Below are 15,736 nucleotides of genomic sequence, written 5' to 3'. Positions count from 1 at the left end.
GAGGATAAATGACGGTTCGGACAGGAACAACGGTGACAGGCGCTCGCTGAGAATTTCCTGGCCCCCCGGACGGCGTGGTGCCCCCGCCCGGCGGGCGGGGGCACCACGAACGTTCGGCTCAGGCCTTGGCGCCTGCGCCCTTGCCCTCCATCGGAGCGTGGTCCAGCTGCTTGAGCTGTCCCTCGATGTAGCCCTTGAGCTTGGTCCGGTAGTCCCGCTCGAACGTCCGCAGCTGCTCGATGTCGGCCGTCAGCCGATCGCGCTCGGTGTTGAGCTGGCCGAGGATCGTCGACTTCTTGGTCTCCGCCTCGCCCACGAGGGTGCTGGAGCGGTTCGTCGCGTCCTTGACGAGCGTGTCGTGCTTGGACTGGCCGGCGTTGATCAGCTCGTCGTGACGCGCCTGGCCCGTACGGATCAGCTCGTCGTGCTTCGCCTGACCCTGCTTGAGGAGCTCCTCGCGCTTGGAGGTCGCCTCACCGACGACCTTCTCGCGGTGCTGCTCGCCCTCGGAGATCAGCCGCGTCCGGGTGCTCTGCCCCTCGGACACGTGCTCGTCGTGCAGCCGCTGAGCAAGCGCGATGACGCCGGCCGCGTCGGAGTCGTTGCTCGCCGCGGCCTGCTGCGCGGGAGCCGCGGCGAACGCGGCGGACTGCTGGTTCGCGGCGTTCGCGCGCTGCCGAGCCTCGCGCTCGGCGGCCTCCGCCTTGTCGATGTCGGCGCGCACGCCGGACAGCCGGTCCTGCGCCTGCTTGGCCTGCGCCTCGAACTGCGCCTGCGCGTCCTTGGCGGCGCGAGCCGCCTCCTCGGCGCGAGCCGCCTCGGCCTTCACGGCCGCGAGCCGGTCCTGAGCTGCGCTCAGCTCACCAGCGACCTTGTCGGCGTCTCGGGAGCCGGCGGAGACCGGCGTCATGCCCGGAACCGCCGACGCGCCGGACGCGGACGAACCCGCCTGCTCCCGACCCGTCTGCCCCTTGGAGCGACGGCACTCCTCCAGCTTGGTGGTGAGGTCTTCGTTCTCGGCGTTCAGCCGACGAAGCTCCACGACGATCTCATCGAGGAAGTCGTCCACCTGGATCTCGTCGTAGCCGCTACGACCGAAACCCTTGGGCTTCGTGAACTCCTTCTTGACTACGTCCTCAGGCGTCAACGCCATGTGTGCTCACCTCGGTAACCACGATGTGGTCGCCGGTTACGCGAACGTCCGCGAGCGCGTGACCTGCCGACCTAACGAATCTCTGTCGCCATCACCTTAGAAGACGAAGAAGGAAAGAGACAGCCAGCACCAGGACGAGGAAGGCCAGGTCGAGGCGCACCTGCCCCAGACGCAGCGGAGGGATGATCCGTCGCAGCGCGCGCAGCGGCGGGTCGGTGATGGAGTAGACGACCTCGGCGAGGACCAGGATCGGGCCCCGCGGCCGCCACTCCCGCGCCAGCACCTGCACCCAGTCCAGCACCAGCCGTGCGATGAGAACGATGAAGAACAGGTAGAGCAGGAGCGCGAGGATGGCGCGCACAGCGTTCATGGACGCAAGTCTCCTGGACGCGGGCCGTTACCGGACGCGCGGGGTCGGGCGGCCGTCAGGACTGGTTGAACAGCGCCGCGCGGGGTGCGTTCGACTCCGTCCCCGTGGTGGCGACCTCGACCGAGGACGGTGAGAGAAGAAACACCTTGCTGGTGACCCGCTCGATCGAGCCGTGCAGCCCGAAGACGAGCCCGGCGGCGAAGTCGACGAGCCGCTTGGCGTCGTTGTCGTCCATGTCGCTGAGGTTCATGATCACCGGGACGCCGTCGCGGAAGCTCTCCCCGATGTTCTTGGCCTCGTTGTAGGTGCGCGGGTGGATGGTCGTGATGCGGCTCAAGGACGCCACCTCCGAGTCGTGCAGCTCACGGACGGGTCGTGCCGCCGGGCCGCGCTGATGCAGCGGGGTGACCTCAGCGGACCGCTCGACCACCGGCTCGCGATCGTACGCGGCCTCGTCGTCGTAGTAGTCGGCCTGGTCGTCGTCGTAGTAGTAGTCGTCCCGCCGACCCTGAAGGTCGGGGTGGGCGGGATCGACCTCGGCCAGGCCGAGGTACTCCATCGTCTTGCGCAGCGCGCCGGCCATGTCCCGCTCCTTGGATCGTGCTGTCCGAGGACACCCTGCGTGAGCTCGAACGTGGTCGTCGTCCGTTCTCGACGCTACCGAAGGGCCGGACGAGAACCGAGGATTGCGCTCCCGACACGCAGGTGTGTCGCACCCGCCGCGACCGCCTGCTCGAGGTCACCGCTCATACCGGCCGAGATCCAGGTCGCCCCAGGGTGATCCGCGATCAGGTCCTCGTGGGTCCGGTGGAGGCGTTCGAACGCCTCGGCCGGGTCGGCACCCAGCGGGGCGACCGCCATGAGGCCCCGCAGCCGCAGCGAGGCGCAGCCCTCGATCGTCGCGGCGAGGGCGAGGACGTCCGCCGGCGCCGCTCCGCCGCGACCGGCATCGTCGCCTGCGAGGTCCACCTGCACCGTCACGTCGACGAGGCGACCCTCGCGCTCGGCACCGCGGTCCAGGGCACGGGCGACCTTGGCGCGGTCCACCGACTGCACGACGTCGGCGTACGCCGCGACGGCCCCCGCCTTGTTGCTCTGCAGCTGGCCGATGAAATGGGTCCGCAGGTCCTGCCGCGTCGCCGGCGCGAGCTCGGCGATCTTGTCGCTCGCCTCCTGGTGCCGGTTCTCGCCGATGTCGCGCACGCCCAGGGTCGCCAGCCGCTCGATGTCGCCGGCCGGGAAGTACTTGGTCACCACCACCAGGGTCAGCTCAGAGCGGTGCCGGCCGGCGGCGTCGCAGGCGGAGGCGACACGCTGCTCCACGGCGTCCAGCGAGTCACGCAGCTGCTGGGCACGACTGTCGCTCGGGCCGGCGCTGTCGGGCATCGACGCCTCCCCGACCCTCAGTGGCTCTCGCGCTGCACGACGACCCCGGCGAACCGGCCGGTCCTCGGCTCGGCACGGTAGGAGTAGAGCGTCTCGGACTCCCGCGTACAGCCGGGCACCCAGGTCACCTCGGCACCCGCGGTCCGCAGCTGCTCGACCACGCCGGCAGCCACGTCGACGGCGGGGGTACCGGTCCAGCTCACCGCACCCGCCGAGGGGCTCGCGGCGACGGCTGCCTCGCGCATCGCCTCGGGCACCTCGTAGCAGCGGCCGCACACCGACGGGCCGACCGCAGCACTCACCTGCCGGGCGCCCAGCTGACGCATCCGGTCGACGGTCGCCGCGACGACACCGGCCGTCATCCCGGGACGTCCGGCGTGGACGGCGGCGACCAGACCGGCGTCCGGCGCCGAGAGCAGCACTGGCGTGCAGTCCGCGACCAGGACGACCAGAGCGAGGTCGGTGGCCGCAGTGATGACTGCGTCGTGCGGCTCGGCCTCCCCGGCCCGTGGGCCGTCGACGACCTCGACGTCGGCGCCGTGCACCTGGTTCATGAAGACGAGCCGGTCGCGGGGGACGCCGACCGCCTCGGCGAGGAGCCGTCGGTTGCGCTCGACGTCCTCGGGACGGTCGCCGACGTGGGCGCCGAGGTTCAGCCCGGTGTACGGAGCGCCGCTGACGCCACCGACCGCATCGGTGAAGAACCGGTCGACCGGCGAGTCAGCCTCGTGGACGCGGTCCTGCCACGCGATCACACTCAGGTCACTTCAAGAAGTCCGGGACGTCCAGGTCGTCCTTGTCGTCGAAGGTGACCTCGTGCGGAGGACGGGCCACCTGGCCCTGCTGCACGTGGCCCGGGACCGCCGCCGGGGCGGGGCGCTCGTCGTCCTCCGTCTCGGTCGGCGCCTGGGTCGGCACCGCCTGGACCGGGCGCTGCGGCGCGTGCACCTGACCGGGCTGCGGCTGCTGCGCCGGCGGCGTGGGCATCTGCGCGGGGGCCGGCACCTGCGGCTGCACCTGCTGGGGCTGCTGGTACTGAGCCGGAGCCGGCGCCGCGGTCCCCTGGCGTGCGGTGCTGCCCTGGATCTGCCCCAGGGCGCGGTCGTCCGAGCGCTTCTGCGGCGAACCGCCGTCGAAGCCGGCGGCGATCACGGTCACGCGCACCTCGTCGCCGAGGGCGTCGTCGATCACGGCGCCGAAGATGATGTTCGCCTCGGGGTGGGCGGCCTCCTGGACCAGCCGGGCCGCCTCGTTGATCTCGAACAGGCCGAGGTCGGAGCCACCCTGCACCGACAGCAGCACGCCGTGAGCGCCGTCGATGCTGGCCTCGAGCAGGGGCGAGGAGATCGCGAGCTCGGCGGCCTGCACCGCGCGGTCCTCGCCGCGGGCGGACCCGATGCCCATGAGCGCCGAGCCGGCGCCCTGCATCACCGACTTCACGTCGGCGAAGTCGAGGTTGATCAGGCCGGGCGTCGTGATCAGGTCGGTGATGCCCTGCACACCGGAGAGCAGCACCTGGTCGGCGCTGCGGAAGGCGTCCATCATGCTGACGTTCTTGTCGCTGATCGACAGCAGCCGGTCGTTCGGGATGACGATGAGGGTGTCGACCTCCTCGCGCAGCGCGCCGATGCCGAGCTCGGCCTGGTTGGCGCGGCGGCGACCCTCGAAGGTGAAGGGCCGCGTGACGACACCGATGGTGAGCGCGCCGATGCCCTTGGCGATCTTCGCGACCACGGGAGCGCCGCCGGTGCCGGTGCCGCCCCCCTCTCCGGCGGTGACGAACACCATGTCTGCGCCCTTGAGGACCTCTTCGATCTCCTCGGCGTGATCCTCGGCGGCCTTCTTGCCGACCTCCGGGTCCGCGCCGGCGCCGAGGCCTCGGGTGAGCTCACGGCCGACGTCGAGCTTGACGTCGGCGTCGCTCATCAGCAGCGCCTGGGCGTCGGTGTTGATCGCGATGAACTCGACACCCTTCAGGCCCACCTCGATCATCCGGTTGATGGCGTTGACGCCTCCGCCGCCGATGCCGACGACCTTGATGACGGCCAGGTAGTTCTGGGGAGTTGCCACGAGTGAGGGCCTTTCGCAATGCGGTGGTGTCACGAGGTTCGACCTCTGGTCGAGCCACAAGCTGTCCACGTGACTCGTGCGCCGATCATGTCGCGTCTCGTTGTGCTCCTGTGGGTGCGACACGCACGCACGGGCCGGTAGCGGATTTCGGCATGCTACGCGAGGTTCCCGAGGTGACACGAGTCTCAACCTCACCTCGAACCTGACGGCGCACCGGGGCCGGCCGCGACACGCCGACGGCGCCCGGTCAGGACAGCACGGGACGCTCCGGGCTGCTGATGTCCAGCACTCGCGCCTTCTCGGTCGCGGCCGTCGGCAGCATCGTGCGCAGGGCGCGGGCCTTCAGCGCGCCGTCGTCGGCGTCGCCCCACCGCACCTGCAGACCGCTGAGCGTGAAGGTGACCCACCCGCTGCGATCCGCCGCGACACCGGAGACCTGCGGCCGCAGATCGGCACCCAGCGCGTCCATCACGGCGACCAGCGCGTTCAGGCCGGGCTTGCTCGCCGGGTTGCGGACGTCGGGGACCGGGACGATCGGCAGCCGCGAGCCGTCCGGACGAGCCACCGTCCCGTACGGCGTCCCGTGGGAGTCGATGAGGTGGAGCGCGCCGTCCGGCGTCCGGGCGAGGAGGACGGGCGTACGCGGCGTGACGTGGACGACGAGCGTGGAGGGGAAGGACCGCGAGACCTCGACCTGCTCGACCTCGCCCAGGGCGGCCACCGACCGCCGGACCGCGCCGGTGTCCACCCTGACGAGGGGACGGCCGAGAGCACCCGCGCCGGCGCGCTGCACCTGGGTGGCCAGCGCGGGGGTGCCGCCGTCGACCCGGATCCGGTGCACGCTCACGTACGAGCTGAACCACACCGCCCAGCCGGCGGCACCGACCGTGAGGAGGACGACCGTCGCCAGCAGGAGGCGCCGGCGTCGCACGGACCGGACGTCGGCGCGGTCGACCCGCCGGGCGCTCACGGGCCCGTCGCGGATCCGGCTGCGAGCCGTTCCAGGATGCGCGGTCCGAGGCCGGTCACGTCGCCGGCGCCGACGGTCAGGACGAGGTCGCCCGGACGGACGGCCTCGACGACCGCGTCGACCGCGTCGTCGTGATCGGCCGCGAACGTCGCACCGGGCACCTGGTCGGAGACGAGGCGACCCGACACGCCCGGCACGGGCGCCTCGCGCGCGCCGTACACGTCCATCACGACGGCATGGTCGGCCAGTCGCAGTGCGTGCGCGAGACCGTCGGCGGCGTGCTGGGTCCGCGAGTACAGATGAGGCTGGAACAGCACCACGAGCCGGCCGCCTTCGCGCAGGGCCAGACCGGTGCGGACGACGGCCTCGAGCTTTCCCGGGTTGTGGGCGTAGTCGTCCACCACGCGGACGCCGGCCGTCTCACCACGCGGCTCGAACCGCCGGGCCGTGCCCCGGAACGACGCGAGGCCGGCCACCGCACGCTCGGGGCTGAGGCCGAGCCCGGCGGTGAGAGCGAGTGCCACGCCCGCGGCGTTCAGCACGTTATGGGCACCGGGAACCTTCAAGGTCAACGGGAGGGTCACGCCGCCGGGGAAGGTCAGCACCGCTCCCCAGTCGAAGCCGCTGCCCGACTCCTGGTCCACCCGCAGGTCGGCGGCCGCGCTGCGCCCGTAGGTGAGGACCCGCTCCCCCGCCGCCCGGCGCGCCGCGGCCAGGGCGGCGCTCCCCTTGTCGTCGGCGCAGGCGACGAGCAGGCCGCCCGGGCGGATCGTCCCGGCGAACTCGGCGTACGCCGCGTGCAGCCGGTCGCTCGTCCCGTAGAAGTCCAGGTGGTCGTCGCGGATGTTCGTGACGATCGCGACCTCGGGGCGGTAGACCACGAAGGAGCCGTCGCTCTCGTCGGCCTCGACCACGAAGGCCGGACCGCCGCCCGGCGCCGCGTTGACCCCCACGCCCGCGATGTCGGCGCCGATAGCGAAGGAGGGGTCGGCACCGGCGTGCCGCAGCGCCGCGACCGCCATGCCACTCGTGGTCGTCTTGCCGTTCGCGCCCGCGACGGCAAGACCCTCGCGGTCGCCCATCAGCACGGCGAGCGCCTGGGACCGGTGCAGGACCGCCATTCCGCGGCGCCGGACCTCGGCGAGCTCGGGATTGTCCTCGCGGATCGCCGAGGACACGACGACGACCGCGTCGTCCGGGACGGCGTCGAGGTTCGCGGCGGCGTAGCCCACGGCGACCCGGGCGCCGGCGCTGCGCAGGGACGCCAGCACCGGCACGTCGTTGTTGTCCGACCCGCTCAGCGGCACGCCCCTGGCCAGGAGCAGGCGCGCGACACCGGACATGCCGGAGCCGCCGACGGCGATCATGTGGACCGCCGCGAGGTCGGAGACGGCCGGGAGCGGCGCGGCGAAGTCGAACCGGTCGTTGACGCCGTCGGGCATCAGGCGCCGCCCGTCCCGGCGGCGACCGCGGTCTCGATGAGATCGACCAGGCGTTCGTCTGCGTCCCGGTGCCCGTGCCGCGAGGCGACGGCCGCGAGCTGCTGCAACCGGGCGGCGTCCTGCGCCAGCGCGGGCACGTGCTCGGCCACCCACTCCGGGGTGAAGTCGTCGTCGTCGACCAGGACCGCACCGCCGTCGTCGACGACGGCCTGGGCGTTCAACCGCTGCTCACCGTTGCCGATCGGCAGCGGGACGAACACCGCCGGCAGCCCGACGGTCGTGGTCTCGCACACCATGTTGCCGCCCGAGCGCGTCACGACCAGGTCGGCGGCCGCGTAGGCCAGATCCATCCGGTCGGCGTACTCCTGGACGACGTACGGCGCCTGCCCCGGCTCTCCCGGTCCGGGATCGAAGCCCTTGCCCTGACCCGTCACGTGCAGCACCTGCACGCCGGATCCACGCAGCAGGCCGACCTGAGCGCGGAACGCCTCGTTGATCCGCTGCGCGCCGAGCGAGCCGCCCGTCACCAGCACGGTGGGGAGTCCGTCCTGCAGACCGAGGGTGCGCAGGGCCTCGGGCCGAGCCGCTGCCCGGTCCAGCCGGGTGATCTGGCGTCGCAGCGGCATGCCGATCAGCTCCGCACCCGGAAGGCGGGTGATCTCGAAGGTCTTGGCGACGTGGGTGGTGTACCGGATGCCGAGCTTCGTGGCCATGCCGACGATCGCGTTGCCCTCGTGGACGACGATCGGGATGCGCTTGCGGGCGGCGAGGTAGGCGGGCGGGCAGACGAACCCGCCGAAGCCGACCACGGCCTGCGGCTCGACCTCGTCCAGGATGCGCCGGGTCTGACGGACCGCACGCGGCAGCGCGACCGGGAACCGCAGCGCGTCCAGGTCGGGGCGACGCGGGAAGGCGACCTTGGGGATGACGCGCAGGTCGTACCCGCGCTCCGGCACGAGCCGCTCCTCCAGACCACCGCGGCTGCCGAGCACGGTGATCCGGACGCCCGGATGGCGGTCGCGGAGGGCGTCGGCGGTGGCGAGCAACGGCGACACATGACCGGCCGTCCCTCCACCAGCGAGCACGACGGAGGACAGATCGGTCACGAATTCTCCTTGCGAAGGGGCAGGACGGCGAGCGAACGGCGGATCAGGCTGGGCCGCGCCTCGAGCGCGGCGCGGCAGGCCGGGTCGTGCCGGGCGAACGACACCAGCATGCCGAGCGCCAGCATGGTGGTCACCATCGCCGACCCACCTGCGGACACCAGCGGCAGCGGGACGCCGATGATGGGGAGCAGACCGGTGACCGAGCCGATGTTGATCATGGCCTGGGTGACGATCCACACCATGATGCCGGCGGTGGCCAACCGGACGAAGAAGTCGCTGCTGCGCGTGATGATGCGGTAGGCGGCGAAGGCGAGCGCGGCGTACAGACCCACGACGATCAGGGTGCCCGGTAGGCCGAGCTCCTCGCCGATGATCGCGAAGATGAAGTCGTTGTGGGCCTCCGGCAGCCAGTCCCACTTCTCCCGGCTCTCACCGATGCCGAGGCCCCACCAGCCGCCGTCGGCGAGCGCGTACAGCCCGTGCACCTTCTGGTAGCACTCCGGGCGGCCCTGGTCGGCGCAGGTGCCCAGCCAGGCGTCGACGCGGCCCATCCGGTTGTCGCTGGTCTTGACCAGGATCAGGACGCCGATGGCGGCGATCACGGCCGGGACCACGAAGACGCGCACCCGCAGACCGGCGACGAACAGGATGCCGGCCGCGATCGTCAGCAGGACCAGCACGGTGCCGAGGTCGTGGCCCAGGAGCACCAGGGCCATCAGGCCGGCGGCCATCGGGACGAAGGGCACCAGGGCGTGCCCCATGTGGGCCAGCAGCTTGCGCTTGCGGGTGAGGACCAGCGCGCCGACCAGCACGAGCGCGACCTTGCCGAGCTCGGACGGCTGCATCGAGAAGCCGCCGACGGCCAGCCAGTTCCGGTTGCCCTTCACGGAGTTGCCGAGCGGGCTGAACACCAACAGCTGCAGGACCAGCGCGGCGAAGAACGCCGGGAGGGCCAGTCGCTTCCACCACGGCACCGAGACGCGGCTGGCGATGACGGCGACCACGAGGCCGATGGCGGCGTACATCGCCTGGGTCCTGAAGACGGTGTAGGAGGAGCCGCTCTCCTGGTAGGAGGTGACGCTGGACGCGGACAGCACCATCACCAGGCCGAACGTCACGAGCAGGGTGCTCGCGCCCAGCAGGATGTAGTACGCAGCCACCGGGGAGTCCAGCCGCAGCCGCAGGCCCTCCAGCGACCAGGGACTCAAGGACTCCCGGCCGCCGGTGGTGCTCGACGCGCTCACGACCCCGGCTCTCCCGCGGACTCGGCGAGGCGGCGCACCGCGGCGGCGAACGCGTCGCCGCGCATGTCGTACCCGGGGAACATGTCCTTGGAGGCCGCGGCGGGCGCGAGCAGCACGACGTCCCCGGGGCGCGCGAGCGCACTCGCCTCCCGCAGCACCTCGTCCATGACCCCAGTGTCCGTGCTGGACAGCTGGCGGACGGGGACATCGGGTGCGTGTCGAGCGAGCGCGTCCGCGATCTGCTGGCGGTCCACCCCGATGAGCACCGCGCCCCTCAGCCGCGCGGCGACCTCGCGGACGAGGTCGTCCACGTCGGCGCCCTTGAGCTGACCACCGGCGACCCAGACCACGTGCTCGTAGGCGGTGAGGGAGGCGCGGGCGGCGGGCGGGTTCGTCGCCTTGGAGTCGTCGACGAAGCGCACGTCACCGACGACGCCGACCGGCTGGACGCGGTGCGGCTGTGGCGCGTACGCGCGCAGACCCTCGCGCACCGCGGCGGGTGCGACGTCGTACGCCCGGGCCAGGCCGGCGGCCGCCAGCGCATCGGCGACGTAGTGCGGCGGGGCGGGCGCGCCGTCGGCGGTCGCCAGGTCGTCCAGGGAGCACAGCTCGGCGGCCGACGTCTGCCGCTGCTGGACGAACGCGCGGTCGGCGAGGACGTCCTCGACCAGCCCGAGCATCGAGCGGGCCGGGATGCCGAGGGTGAACCCGACGGCACGGCAGCCCTCGACGACGTCCGCGTCCCGGACGAGCTGCTCGGTCTGCGGGTCCTGCACGTTGAACAGGCAGGCGACCTGGGCGCGCTCGTAGATGCGGCCCTTCATCCGGCGGTACTCCTCGTAGGAGCCGTGCCAGTCGACGTGGTCGGGGGCGACGTTGAGGCAGACGGCGGCGTACGGGGAGATGCTGCGCGACCAGTGCAGCTGGAAGGTCGACAGCTCGACCGCGAGCACCTCGTACGGCTCGGGGTGGAGCACGGCCTCCAGGATCGGCAGCCCGACGTTGCCGGCGGCGGTGGCCCGCAGCCCGGCCGCGAGCAGGATCGACTCGAGCATGGTCACGCAGGTGGTCTTGCCGTTGGTACCCGTCACCGTGAGCCACGGCGCCGCGCCCTCCTTCGGGCGCATCCGCCAGGCGAGCTCGACCTCGCCCCACACCGGGATGCCCGCCTGCGCGCACGCGACGAGCAGCGGGTTGGTCGGTGGGACGCCCGGCGAGGTGACGACCAGGTCGGTGTCCTCGGGTGCCCGGTCCCCCAGCGGCTCGCCGGCGACGACGCGCGCACCCAGGACCTCCAGCACCTGCGCCCGCTCGGCGATCGCCGGGTTGGTGTCGGGGCTGACGACGGTCACCCGCGCGCCACGCTCCAGCAGGGCGTCGGCCGCGGCGAACCCGCTCACCCCGAGGCCGACGACGAGGACGCCCAGGCCGGACCAGTCCGCGTCCCGGTGGGTGAGGTCGCGCGCCCCGCCCAGCGGCTCGTACGAGGGGTCGACCGGCCAGAGCTGGTCGGCCCCGCTCACGCCCCGACCACCCACTCGGCGTAGAACACGCCGAGGCCGAGAGCGACGCACAGACCGCAGATGATCCAGAAGCGGATGACGATCGTGACCTCCGCCCAGCCCATCAGCTCGAAGTGGTGCTGCAGCGGGGCCATCCGGAACACCCGCTTGCCGCCGCGCAGCTTGAACGAGCCGACCTGGATGATGACCGAGAGGGTGATGATGACGAACAGGCCGCCGAGCACGACGACGAGCAGCTCGGTCCGGGTGGTGATGGCCATGCCGGCCAGCGCACCACCCAGCGCGAGCGACCCGGTGTCGCCCATGAAGATCTTGGCCGGTGAGGCGTTCCACCACAGGAAGCCGAAGCAGGCGCCCATCACGCAGGCGGCCACGACCGCGAGGTCGTGCGGGTCGCGAACCTCGTAGCACTTGCTGCTCGGGACGGAGAAGCAGTTCTGGTTGTACTGCCAGATCGAGATGAGGACGTACGCGCCGAACACCATCACGCTCGCACCGGTCGCGAGACCGTCGAGGCCATCGGTGAGGTTCACGCCGTTGCTCGTGCCGGCGATCATCAGGTTCGCCCAGATGACGAAGAGGATCAGCCCGACCGCCGTGCCGCCGAACGCGAGGTCGACCCAGGTGTCCCGCACGAAGGACAGGTGGGTGCTCGCCGGCGCGACGTTCTTGCGCTCGAACTGCAGCGCGAGCACCGCGAAGACGACCGCGACGATCGTCTGGCCGATGAGTTTCTCGTGCGAGCGCAGCCCCAGCGACCGCTGCTTGGAGATCTTGATGTAGTCGTCGGCGAACCCGACGGCGCCCAGACCCGTCATGAGCAGCATCACCAACAACCCGCTGGCGGTGAACGGGGTCCACGTCAGCAGGTGGGCACCGGCGTAGGCGAGCACCGAGGCGCCGATGATGACGGCGCCGCCCATGGTCGGCGTACCGCGCTTGGTGCGGTGGCTGGTGGGTCCGTCGTCCCGGATGAACTGCCCGTAGCTCTTGCGCACCAGGAACCGGATGAATGCTGGCGTGCCCAGCAGTGCTGCCCCCAACGAGATGATGGCAGCAATCAGGACAGCCCTCACCGTGCGCCCTCCGTGGTCTCCTCGACGATCATGTCTCCGAGGAACCTTAGGCCCGAGTCCCGGCTGGACTTCAGCAGGATGACATCTCCCTCACGACGTTCGCGGAACAGCAGCGCACGCGCGGCGTCCCGGTCCTGCACCCAGACCGCGCTCGTGACGTCGGCCCCCGCCTCGCGGGCGCCCTCGACTATGCCTTCGGCGCCCGGACCGACGGCGATCACCAGGTCGGCGCCGGTCTCCATCGCCAGCCGGCCGACGGCCACGTGCTCGGCGTCGGAGTCCGCGCCGAGCTCGCGCATCGCACCCAGGACGGCCAGCGTCCGGCGACCGCCCGCACCCATCCGGGCGAGAGCGCGCAGCGCCGCGGCCATCGACTCGGGGTTGGCGTTGTAGGCGTCGTTGACCAGCGTCACGCCGTCCGGCAGGTCGTGCAGCTCCATCCGCCACCGGCTGGCGGCCTCGGCGCGGGACAGGCAGTCCGCGACCTGCGCGAGCGGCACGCCGAGCTCGAGGGCGGCCGCGAGGACCGCGAGGGCGTTGTGGACGTGGTGCTCCCCCAGCAGGCGCAGCGAGACCGTGGCGCTGCCCTGCGGCGTCCGCGCCGTGAACCGGGCCCGGCCGAGGTCGTCGAGCTCCACGTCGGTCGCCCGGACGTCGGCGTCCGCGCCCCGGCCGACGGTGATGACCCGGGCCGAGGTCTTCTCGCGCATCGCCAGGACGTTCGGGTCGTCGGCGTTGAGCACCGCGAGCCCCTCCGGTGAGAGCGCCTGCACCATCTCCGACTTGGTCCGGGCGATCGCCTCGACCGAGCCGAACTCCCCCAGGTGGGCGCGGCCGACGTTCAGGACGATGCCGATCTGCGGCGGGGCGATCCGGGTGAGGTAGGCGATGTGCCCCTCGCCGTCGGCGCCCATCTCGGCGACCAGGAAGCGGGTGCTCGGCGTGACGCGGCACACCGTCAGGGGCACGCCGACCTCGGAGTTGTACGAACCGACCGGCGCGACGGTCTCGCCGACCGGGCGGAGCACGGCGGCGAGCAGGTCCTTGGTCGAGGTCTTGCCCGAGCTGCCGGTGATGCCGATCACCGTGAGCCCGGCGGCACGGTCGACCACGGCACGCGCGAGTGCTGCGAACGCCGCCTGCACGTCCGGGACGAGGACGGTGGGGCCGTCGTCGACGACCCGGGTCCCGAGCACGGCCACCGCACCCGCGGCGCGGGCCTGCGGGACGTACGCATGGCCGTCGGCGTGCTCCCCGACGCGGGCCACGTACAGCGACCCGGGAACGGCCTCGCGGGAGTCGGTGACGACGGCCGCGTCGACCAGGACCTCCTCTCCGTGCTGTGCTCCGCCGGTGATGGCGGCGATCTCCGTCAGGGTCAGCGGGATCACTTCTGCTCCGTCGCGGGTGGGGTCGTGGTCAACGGGTAAGGCTGCGGCGCGTTACCCGACGGCGGGACCTTACGCTGCTGGAGCGCGAAGGACATGATCTTGCTGAACACCGGACCGGAGACCGGCCCGCCGTAGATGCCCGCCTGCGGTCGCTGGATGGTCACGGCGACGACCAGCTCGGGGTTCTGCGCGGGGGCGAAGCCGATGAAGGACGCCGTGGTCCCGCTGTACTTCTTCAGCGTGGCGTCGTACCGCTCCGCCGTGCTGGTCTTGCCGGCCACCGTGTAGCCGGGCACGGCGGCCGCGTTGGCGGTGCCCTCCTCGCTGACGACCGACTGCATCATCCTGGTCAGCTGCGAGGCGGTGGTGGCGCTCACCACCCGCTGCGGCTTCCGGTCGTCCTCCGGCGCGCCGAACCCGCCCCGGCCGTCGCCGACGCCCTCGACGAGCGAGACGGGCTGACGGACGCCCCCGTTGGCGATCGTCTGGAACACCGCCGCCTGCTGCACGGCGGTCCCCGCGAGGCCCTGACCGAACATCACGGTGTACCGCTGGTCGCCCTTCCAGGCCTCGGGCGCGGCCAGGATGCCGGGCGACTCACCGGGGAAGCCCACGCCGGTGCGCCGGCCCAGCCCGAACGCGGTCATGTAGTCGTGCAGCGTCCTCGCCGGCATCTTCTCGCCGGCGAGGATGGTGCCCATGTTCGAGGAGTGGGCGAGGACGCCGGCCAGGGTCATGTGCTCGGTGCCGTGGGACTCGGAGTCCTTGAACGGCCGCCCGGCGCGGACCAGGGTCGGCGGCACGGTCACCGGAGTCGTGGGCGTCGCGTACCCCTGGTCGATGAGCGCCGCCATCGTGATCACCTTGCTGGTCGAGCCCGGCTCGTAGACCTCGTCGAACGGGCGCAGCTGCAGGTACGGCGGCGCGCTCGCCATGTCGTTGGGGTCGAAGCTCGGGTACGACGCGGCGGCCCGGATCTTCCCGGTCTTCACCTCCATCACGACCACGTCGCCCGAGAGCGCCTTGGTCTCGGTGACCCGTTGGATCAGAGCGTTCTGGGCGTACCACTGCAGATCGTTGTCGATGGTCAGCCGCAGGTCCTTGCCGGGGACGGCCGGGATGTCGGAGTTGTCGCCGGTCGCGATGACCTGGCCGTTGGGGTCACGCTCGTACACGTGCGTCCCCGGCTTGCCGACCAGCCTCTTCTGCTCCAGTGCCTCGACGCCACCGCCGGGGGCGCCGTTGGACCCGACCCAGCCGACCAGCGGAGCCAGGCTCGTGCCCTGCGGGTACTCACGGCGGACGGTCCGCTCGCTGAAGACACCGGGGACACCGAGCTCCTGCACAGCGCGCCACTGCGTCGGGGAGACGTCCTTGGCCAGGTAGGCGAACTGGGACTTCTTCGCATACTGCCTCTGCAGGAGGGCCAGCAGGTCACTCTCCTTCAGCCCGAGCAGCGGGGCGATGCGCTTGGCCGCCCCGGGCAGGCCCAGCTTCACCTTCCCCTTGCCGGCCGGCCTGGTGGCGTACTGCGCGATGGCCGTCGAGTCGCCGTAGATGTTGCGGCGGTCGACGCTGTCGGCGAGGACCACACCGTGCGTGTCGGTGATCGTGCCGCGCTGGGCGGGTACGGCAACGCGCTTGATGCGGCTGCCGAACGCCTCCTCGGACACGCTCGCGGCCTCCAGCCCCTGGATGCGGACCAGTTGGACGCCGAACATGCTGAACACGAACAGCATCGCCACGACCATGATCCGGGCGCGTCGGCGCGGGTGGCCGACCCCGAGCGAGACCGGCCGACGCGGCGGTGCCGGCGGTCTCGTACGCGGAACCGGCCGACGCGGAGCCGCGCGGTGGGCGCGGGCCCGCGGGGTCGAGCCGGCATCGGCGGAGGCGGGCCGCGGTGTGGTCCGTCGCCGGCGCCTGTCGGGCTCGTGCCGAGTGGCCGCGGGCCGACCCCGCCGCGCCGGACGCGTCTGCGCTGGACCGGGTCGGCGCTGCTGGC

General features: G+C 72.0%; 14 protein-coding genes. All 14 read right to left on the bottom strand.

What is annotated here, in order from left to right:
• Window positions 1-118 precede the first annotated feature (118 nt).
• Window positions 119-1,153, bottom strand: a complete 1,035-nt coding sequence (locus tag P4R38_RS08360; protein WP_277191846.1) for a DivIVA domain-containing protein — start codon at window positions 1,151-1,153, stop codon at window positions 119-121.
• A gap of 91 nt (window positions 1,154-1,244) precedes the next feature.
• Window positions 1,245-1,523, bottom strand: a complete 279-nt coding sequence (locus P4R38_RS08355; protein ID WP_275239029.1) for a YggT family protein — start codon at window positions 1,521-1,523, stop codon at window positions 1,245-1,247.
• A 55-nt stretch (window positions 1,524-1,578) separates the two neighbouring features.
• Window positions 1,579-2,106 carry a cell division protein SepF gene (locus tag P4R38_RS08350; RefSeq protein WP_275239030.1) on the bottom strand — a complete coding sequence of 176 codons (528 nt, stop codon included), beginning with the start codon at window positions 2,104-2,106 and terminating at the stop codon, window positions 1,579-1,581.
• Window positions 2,107-2,180: 74 nt separating this feature from the next.
• Window positions 2,181-2,909 carry a YggS family pyridoxal phosphate-dependent enzyme gene (locus P4R38_RS08345; protein WP_275239031.1) on the bottom strand — a complete coding sequence of 243 codons (729 nt, stop codon included), beginning with the start codon at window positions 2,907-2,909 and terminating at the stop codon, window positions 2,181-2,183.
• A 17-nt stretch (window positions 2,910-2,926) separates the two neighbouring features.
• Complete coding sequence (pgeF, locus tag P4R38_RS08340) at window positions 2,927-3,664, bottom strand: peptidoglycan editing factor PgeF (RefSeq protein ID WP_275239032.1); 738 nt, start codon at window positions 3,662-3,664, stop codon at window positions 2,927-2,929.
• A gap of 7 nt (window positions 3,665-3,671) precedes the next feature.
• Window positions 3,672-4,979, bottom strand: coding sequence for a cell division protein FtsZ (gene ftsZ, locus P4R38_RS08335; RefSeq protein WP_275239033.1), 1,308 nt, complete (start codon window positions 4,977-4,979; stop codon window positions 3,672-3,674).
• A 247-nt stretch (window positions 4,980-5,226) separates the two neighbouring features.
• Window positions 5,227-5,949, bottom strand: coding sequence for a cell division protein FtsQ/DivIB (locus P4R38_RS08330; RefSeq protein WP_275239034.1), 723 nt, complete (start codon window positions 5,947-5,949; stop codon window positions 5,227-5,229).
• Window positions 5,946-7,391: a UDP-N-acetylmuramate--L-alanine ligase gene (gene murC, locus P4R38_RS08325; protein ID WP_275239035.1), complete on the bottom strand. Its 1,446-nt coding sequence runs from the start codon at window positions 7,389-7,391 to the stop codon at window positions 5,946-5,948. The genes P4R38_RS08330 and murC overlap by 4 nt, the downstream gene beginning before the upstream one ends.
• A complete protein-coding gene (gene murG, locus P4R38_RS08320; RefSeq protein ID WP_275239036.1) occupies window positions 7,391-8,497 on the bottom strand; it encodes an undecaprenyldiphospho-muramoylpentapeptide beta-N-acetylglucosaminyltransferase in 1,107 nt (368 codons plus the stop codon). Before murG ends, murC begins: the two co-directional genes overlap by 1 nt.
• Entirely contained in the window at window positions 8,494-9,741 is a 1,248-nt protein-coding gene (gene ftsW / locus P4R38_RS08315; RefSeq protein ID WP_275239037.1) for a putative lipid II flippase FtsW, read from the bottom strand. The genes murG and ftsW overlap by 4 nt, the downstream gene beginning before the upstream one ends.
• A complete protein-coding gene (murD, locus tag P4R38_RS08310) occupies window positions 9,738-11,264 on the bottom strand; it encodes a UDP-N-acetylmuramoyl-L-alanine--D-glutamate ligase (RefSeq protein ID WP_275239038.1) in 1,527 nt (508 codons plus the stop codon). The genes ftsW and murD overlap by 4 nt, the downstream gene beginning before the upstream one ends.
• Window positions 11,261-12,340, bottom strand: coding sequence for a phospho-N-acetylmuramoyl-pentapeptide-transferase (mraY, locus tag P4R38_RS08305; protein ID WP_275239039.1), 1,080 nt, complete (start codon window positions 12,338-12,340; stop codon window positions 11,261-11,263). The genes murD and mraY overlap by 4 nt, the downstream gene beginning before the upstream one ends.
• Window positions 12,337-13,731 (bottom strand): UDP-N-acetylmuramoyl-tripeptide--D-alanyl-D-alanine ligase, encoded by a 1,395-nt coding sequence (locus tag P4R38_RS08300; RefSeq protein WP_275239040.1) that lies wholly within the window; start codon window positions 13,729-13,731, stop codon window positions 12,337-12,339. The genes mraY and P4R38_RS08300 overlap by 4 nt, the downstream gene beginning before the upstream one ends.
• Window positions 13,728-15,470: a peptidoglycan D,D-transpeptidase FtsI family protein gene (locus P4R38_RS08295; protein ID WP_275239041.1), complete on the bottom strand. Its 1,743-nt coding sequence runs from the start codon at window positions 15,468-15,470 to the stop codon at window positions 13,728-13,730. Before P4R38_RS08295 ends, P4R38_RS08300 begins: the two co-directional genes overlap by 4 nt.
• Window positions 15,471-15,736: the final 266 nt, after the last annotated feature.

This window comes from Luteipulveratus flavus, from assembly GCF_029439465.1.
Classification (GTDB): domain Bacteria; phylum Actinomycetota; class Actinomycetes; order Actinomycetales; family Dermatophilaceae; genus Luteipulveratus; species Luteipulveratus flavus.
Note: the sequence above shows the minus strand (reverse complement) of the source record. Positions and strands in the feature narration are given on the sequence as shown.

Bases quoted from the DNA above. Each gene is read 5' to 3' on its own strand.
- P4R38_RS08355 (WP_275239029.1), bottom strand. From the start codon at position 1,523: ATGAACGCTGTGCGCGCCATCCTCGCGCTCCTGCTCTACCTGTTCTTC.
- P4R38_RS08295 (WP_275239041.1), bottom strand. From the start codon at position 15,470: ATGCTGTTCGTGTTCAGCATGTTCGGCGTCCAACTGGTCCGCATCCAG.
- murC (WP_275239035.1), bottom strand. From the start codon at position 7,391: ATGCCCGACGGCGTCAACGACCGGTTCGACTTCGCCGCGCCGCTCCCG.
- P4R38_RS08360 (WP_277191846.1), bottom strand. From the start codon at position 1,153: ATGGCGTTGACGCCTGAGGACGTAGTCAAGAAGGAGTTCACGAAGCCC.
- P4R38_RS08345 (WP_275239031.1), bottom strand. From the start codon at position 2,909: ATGCCCGACAGCGCCGGCCCGAGCGACAGTCGTGCCCAGCAGCTGCGT.
- P4R38_RS08350 (WP_275239030.1), bottom strand. From the start codon at position 2,106: ATGGCCGGCGCGCTGCGCAAGACGATGGAGTACCTCGGCCTGGCCGAG.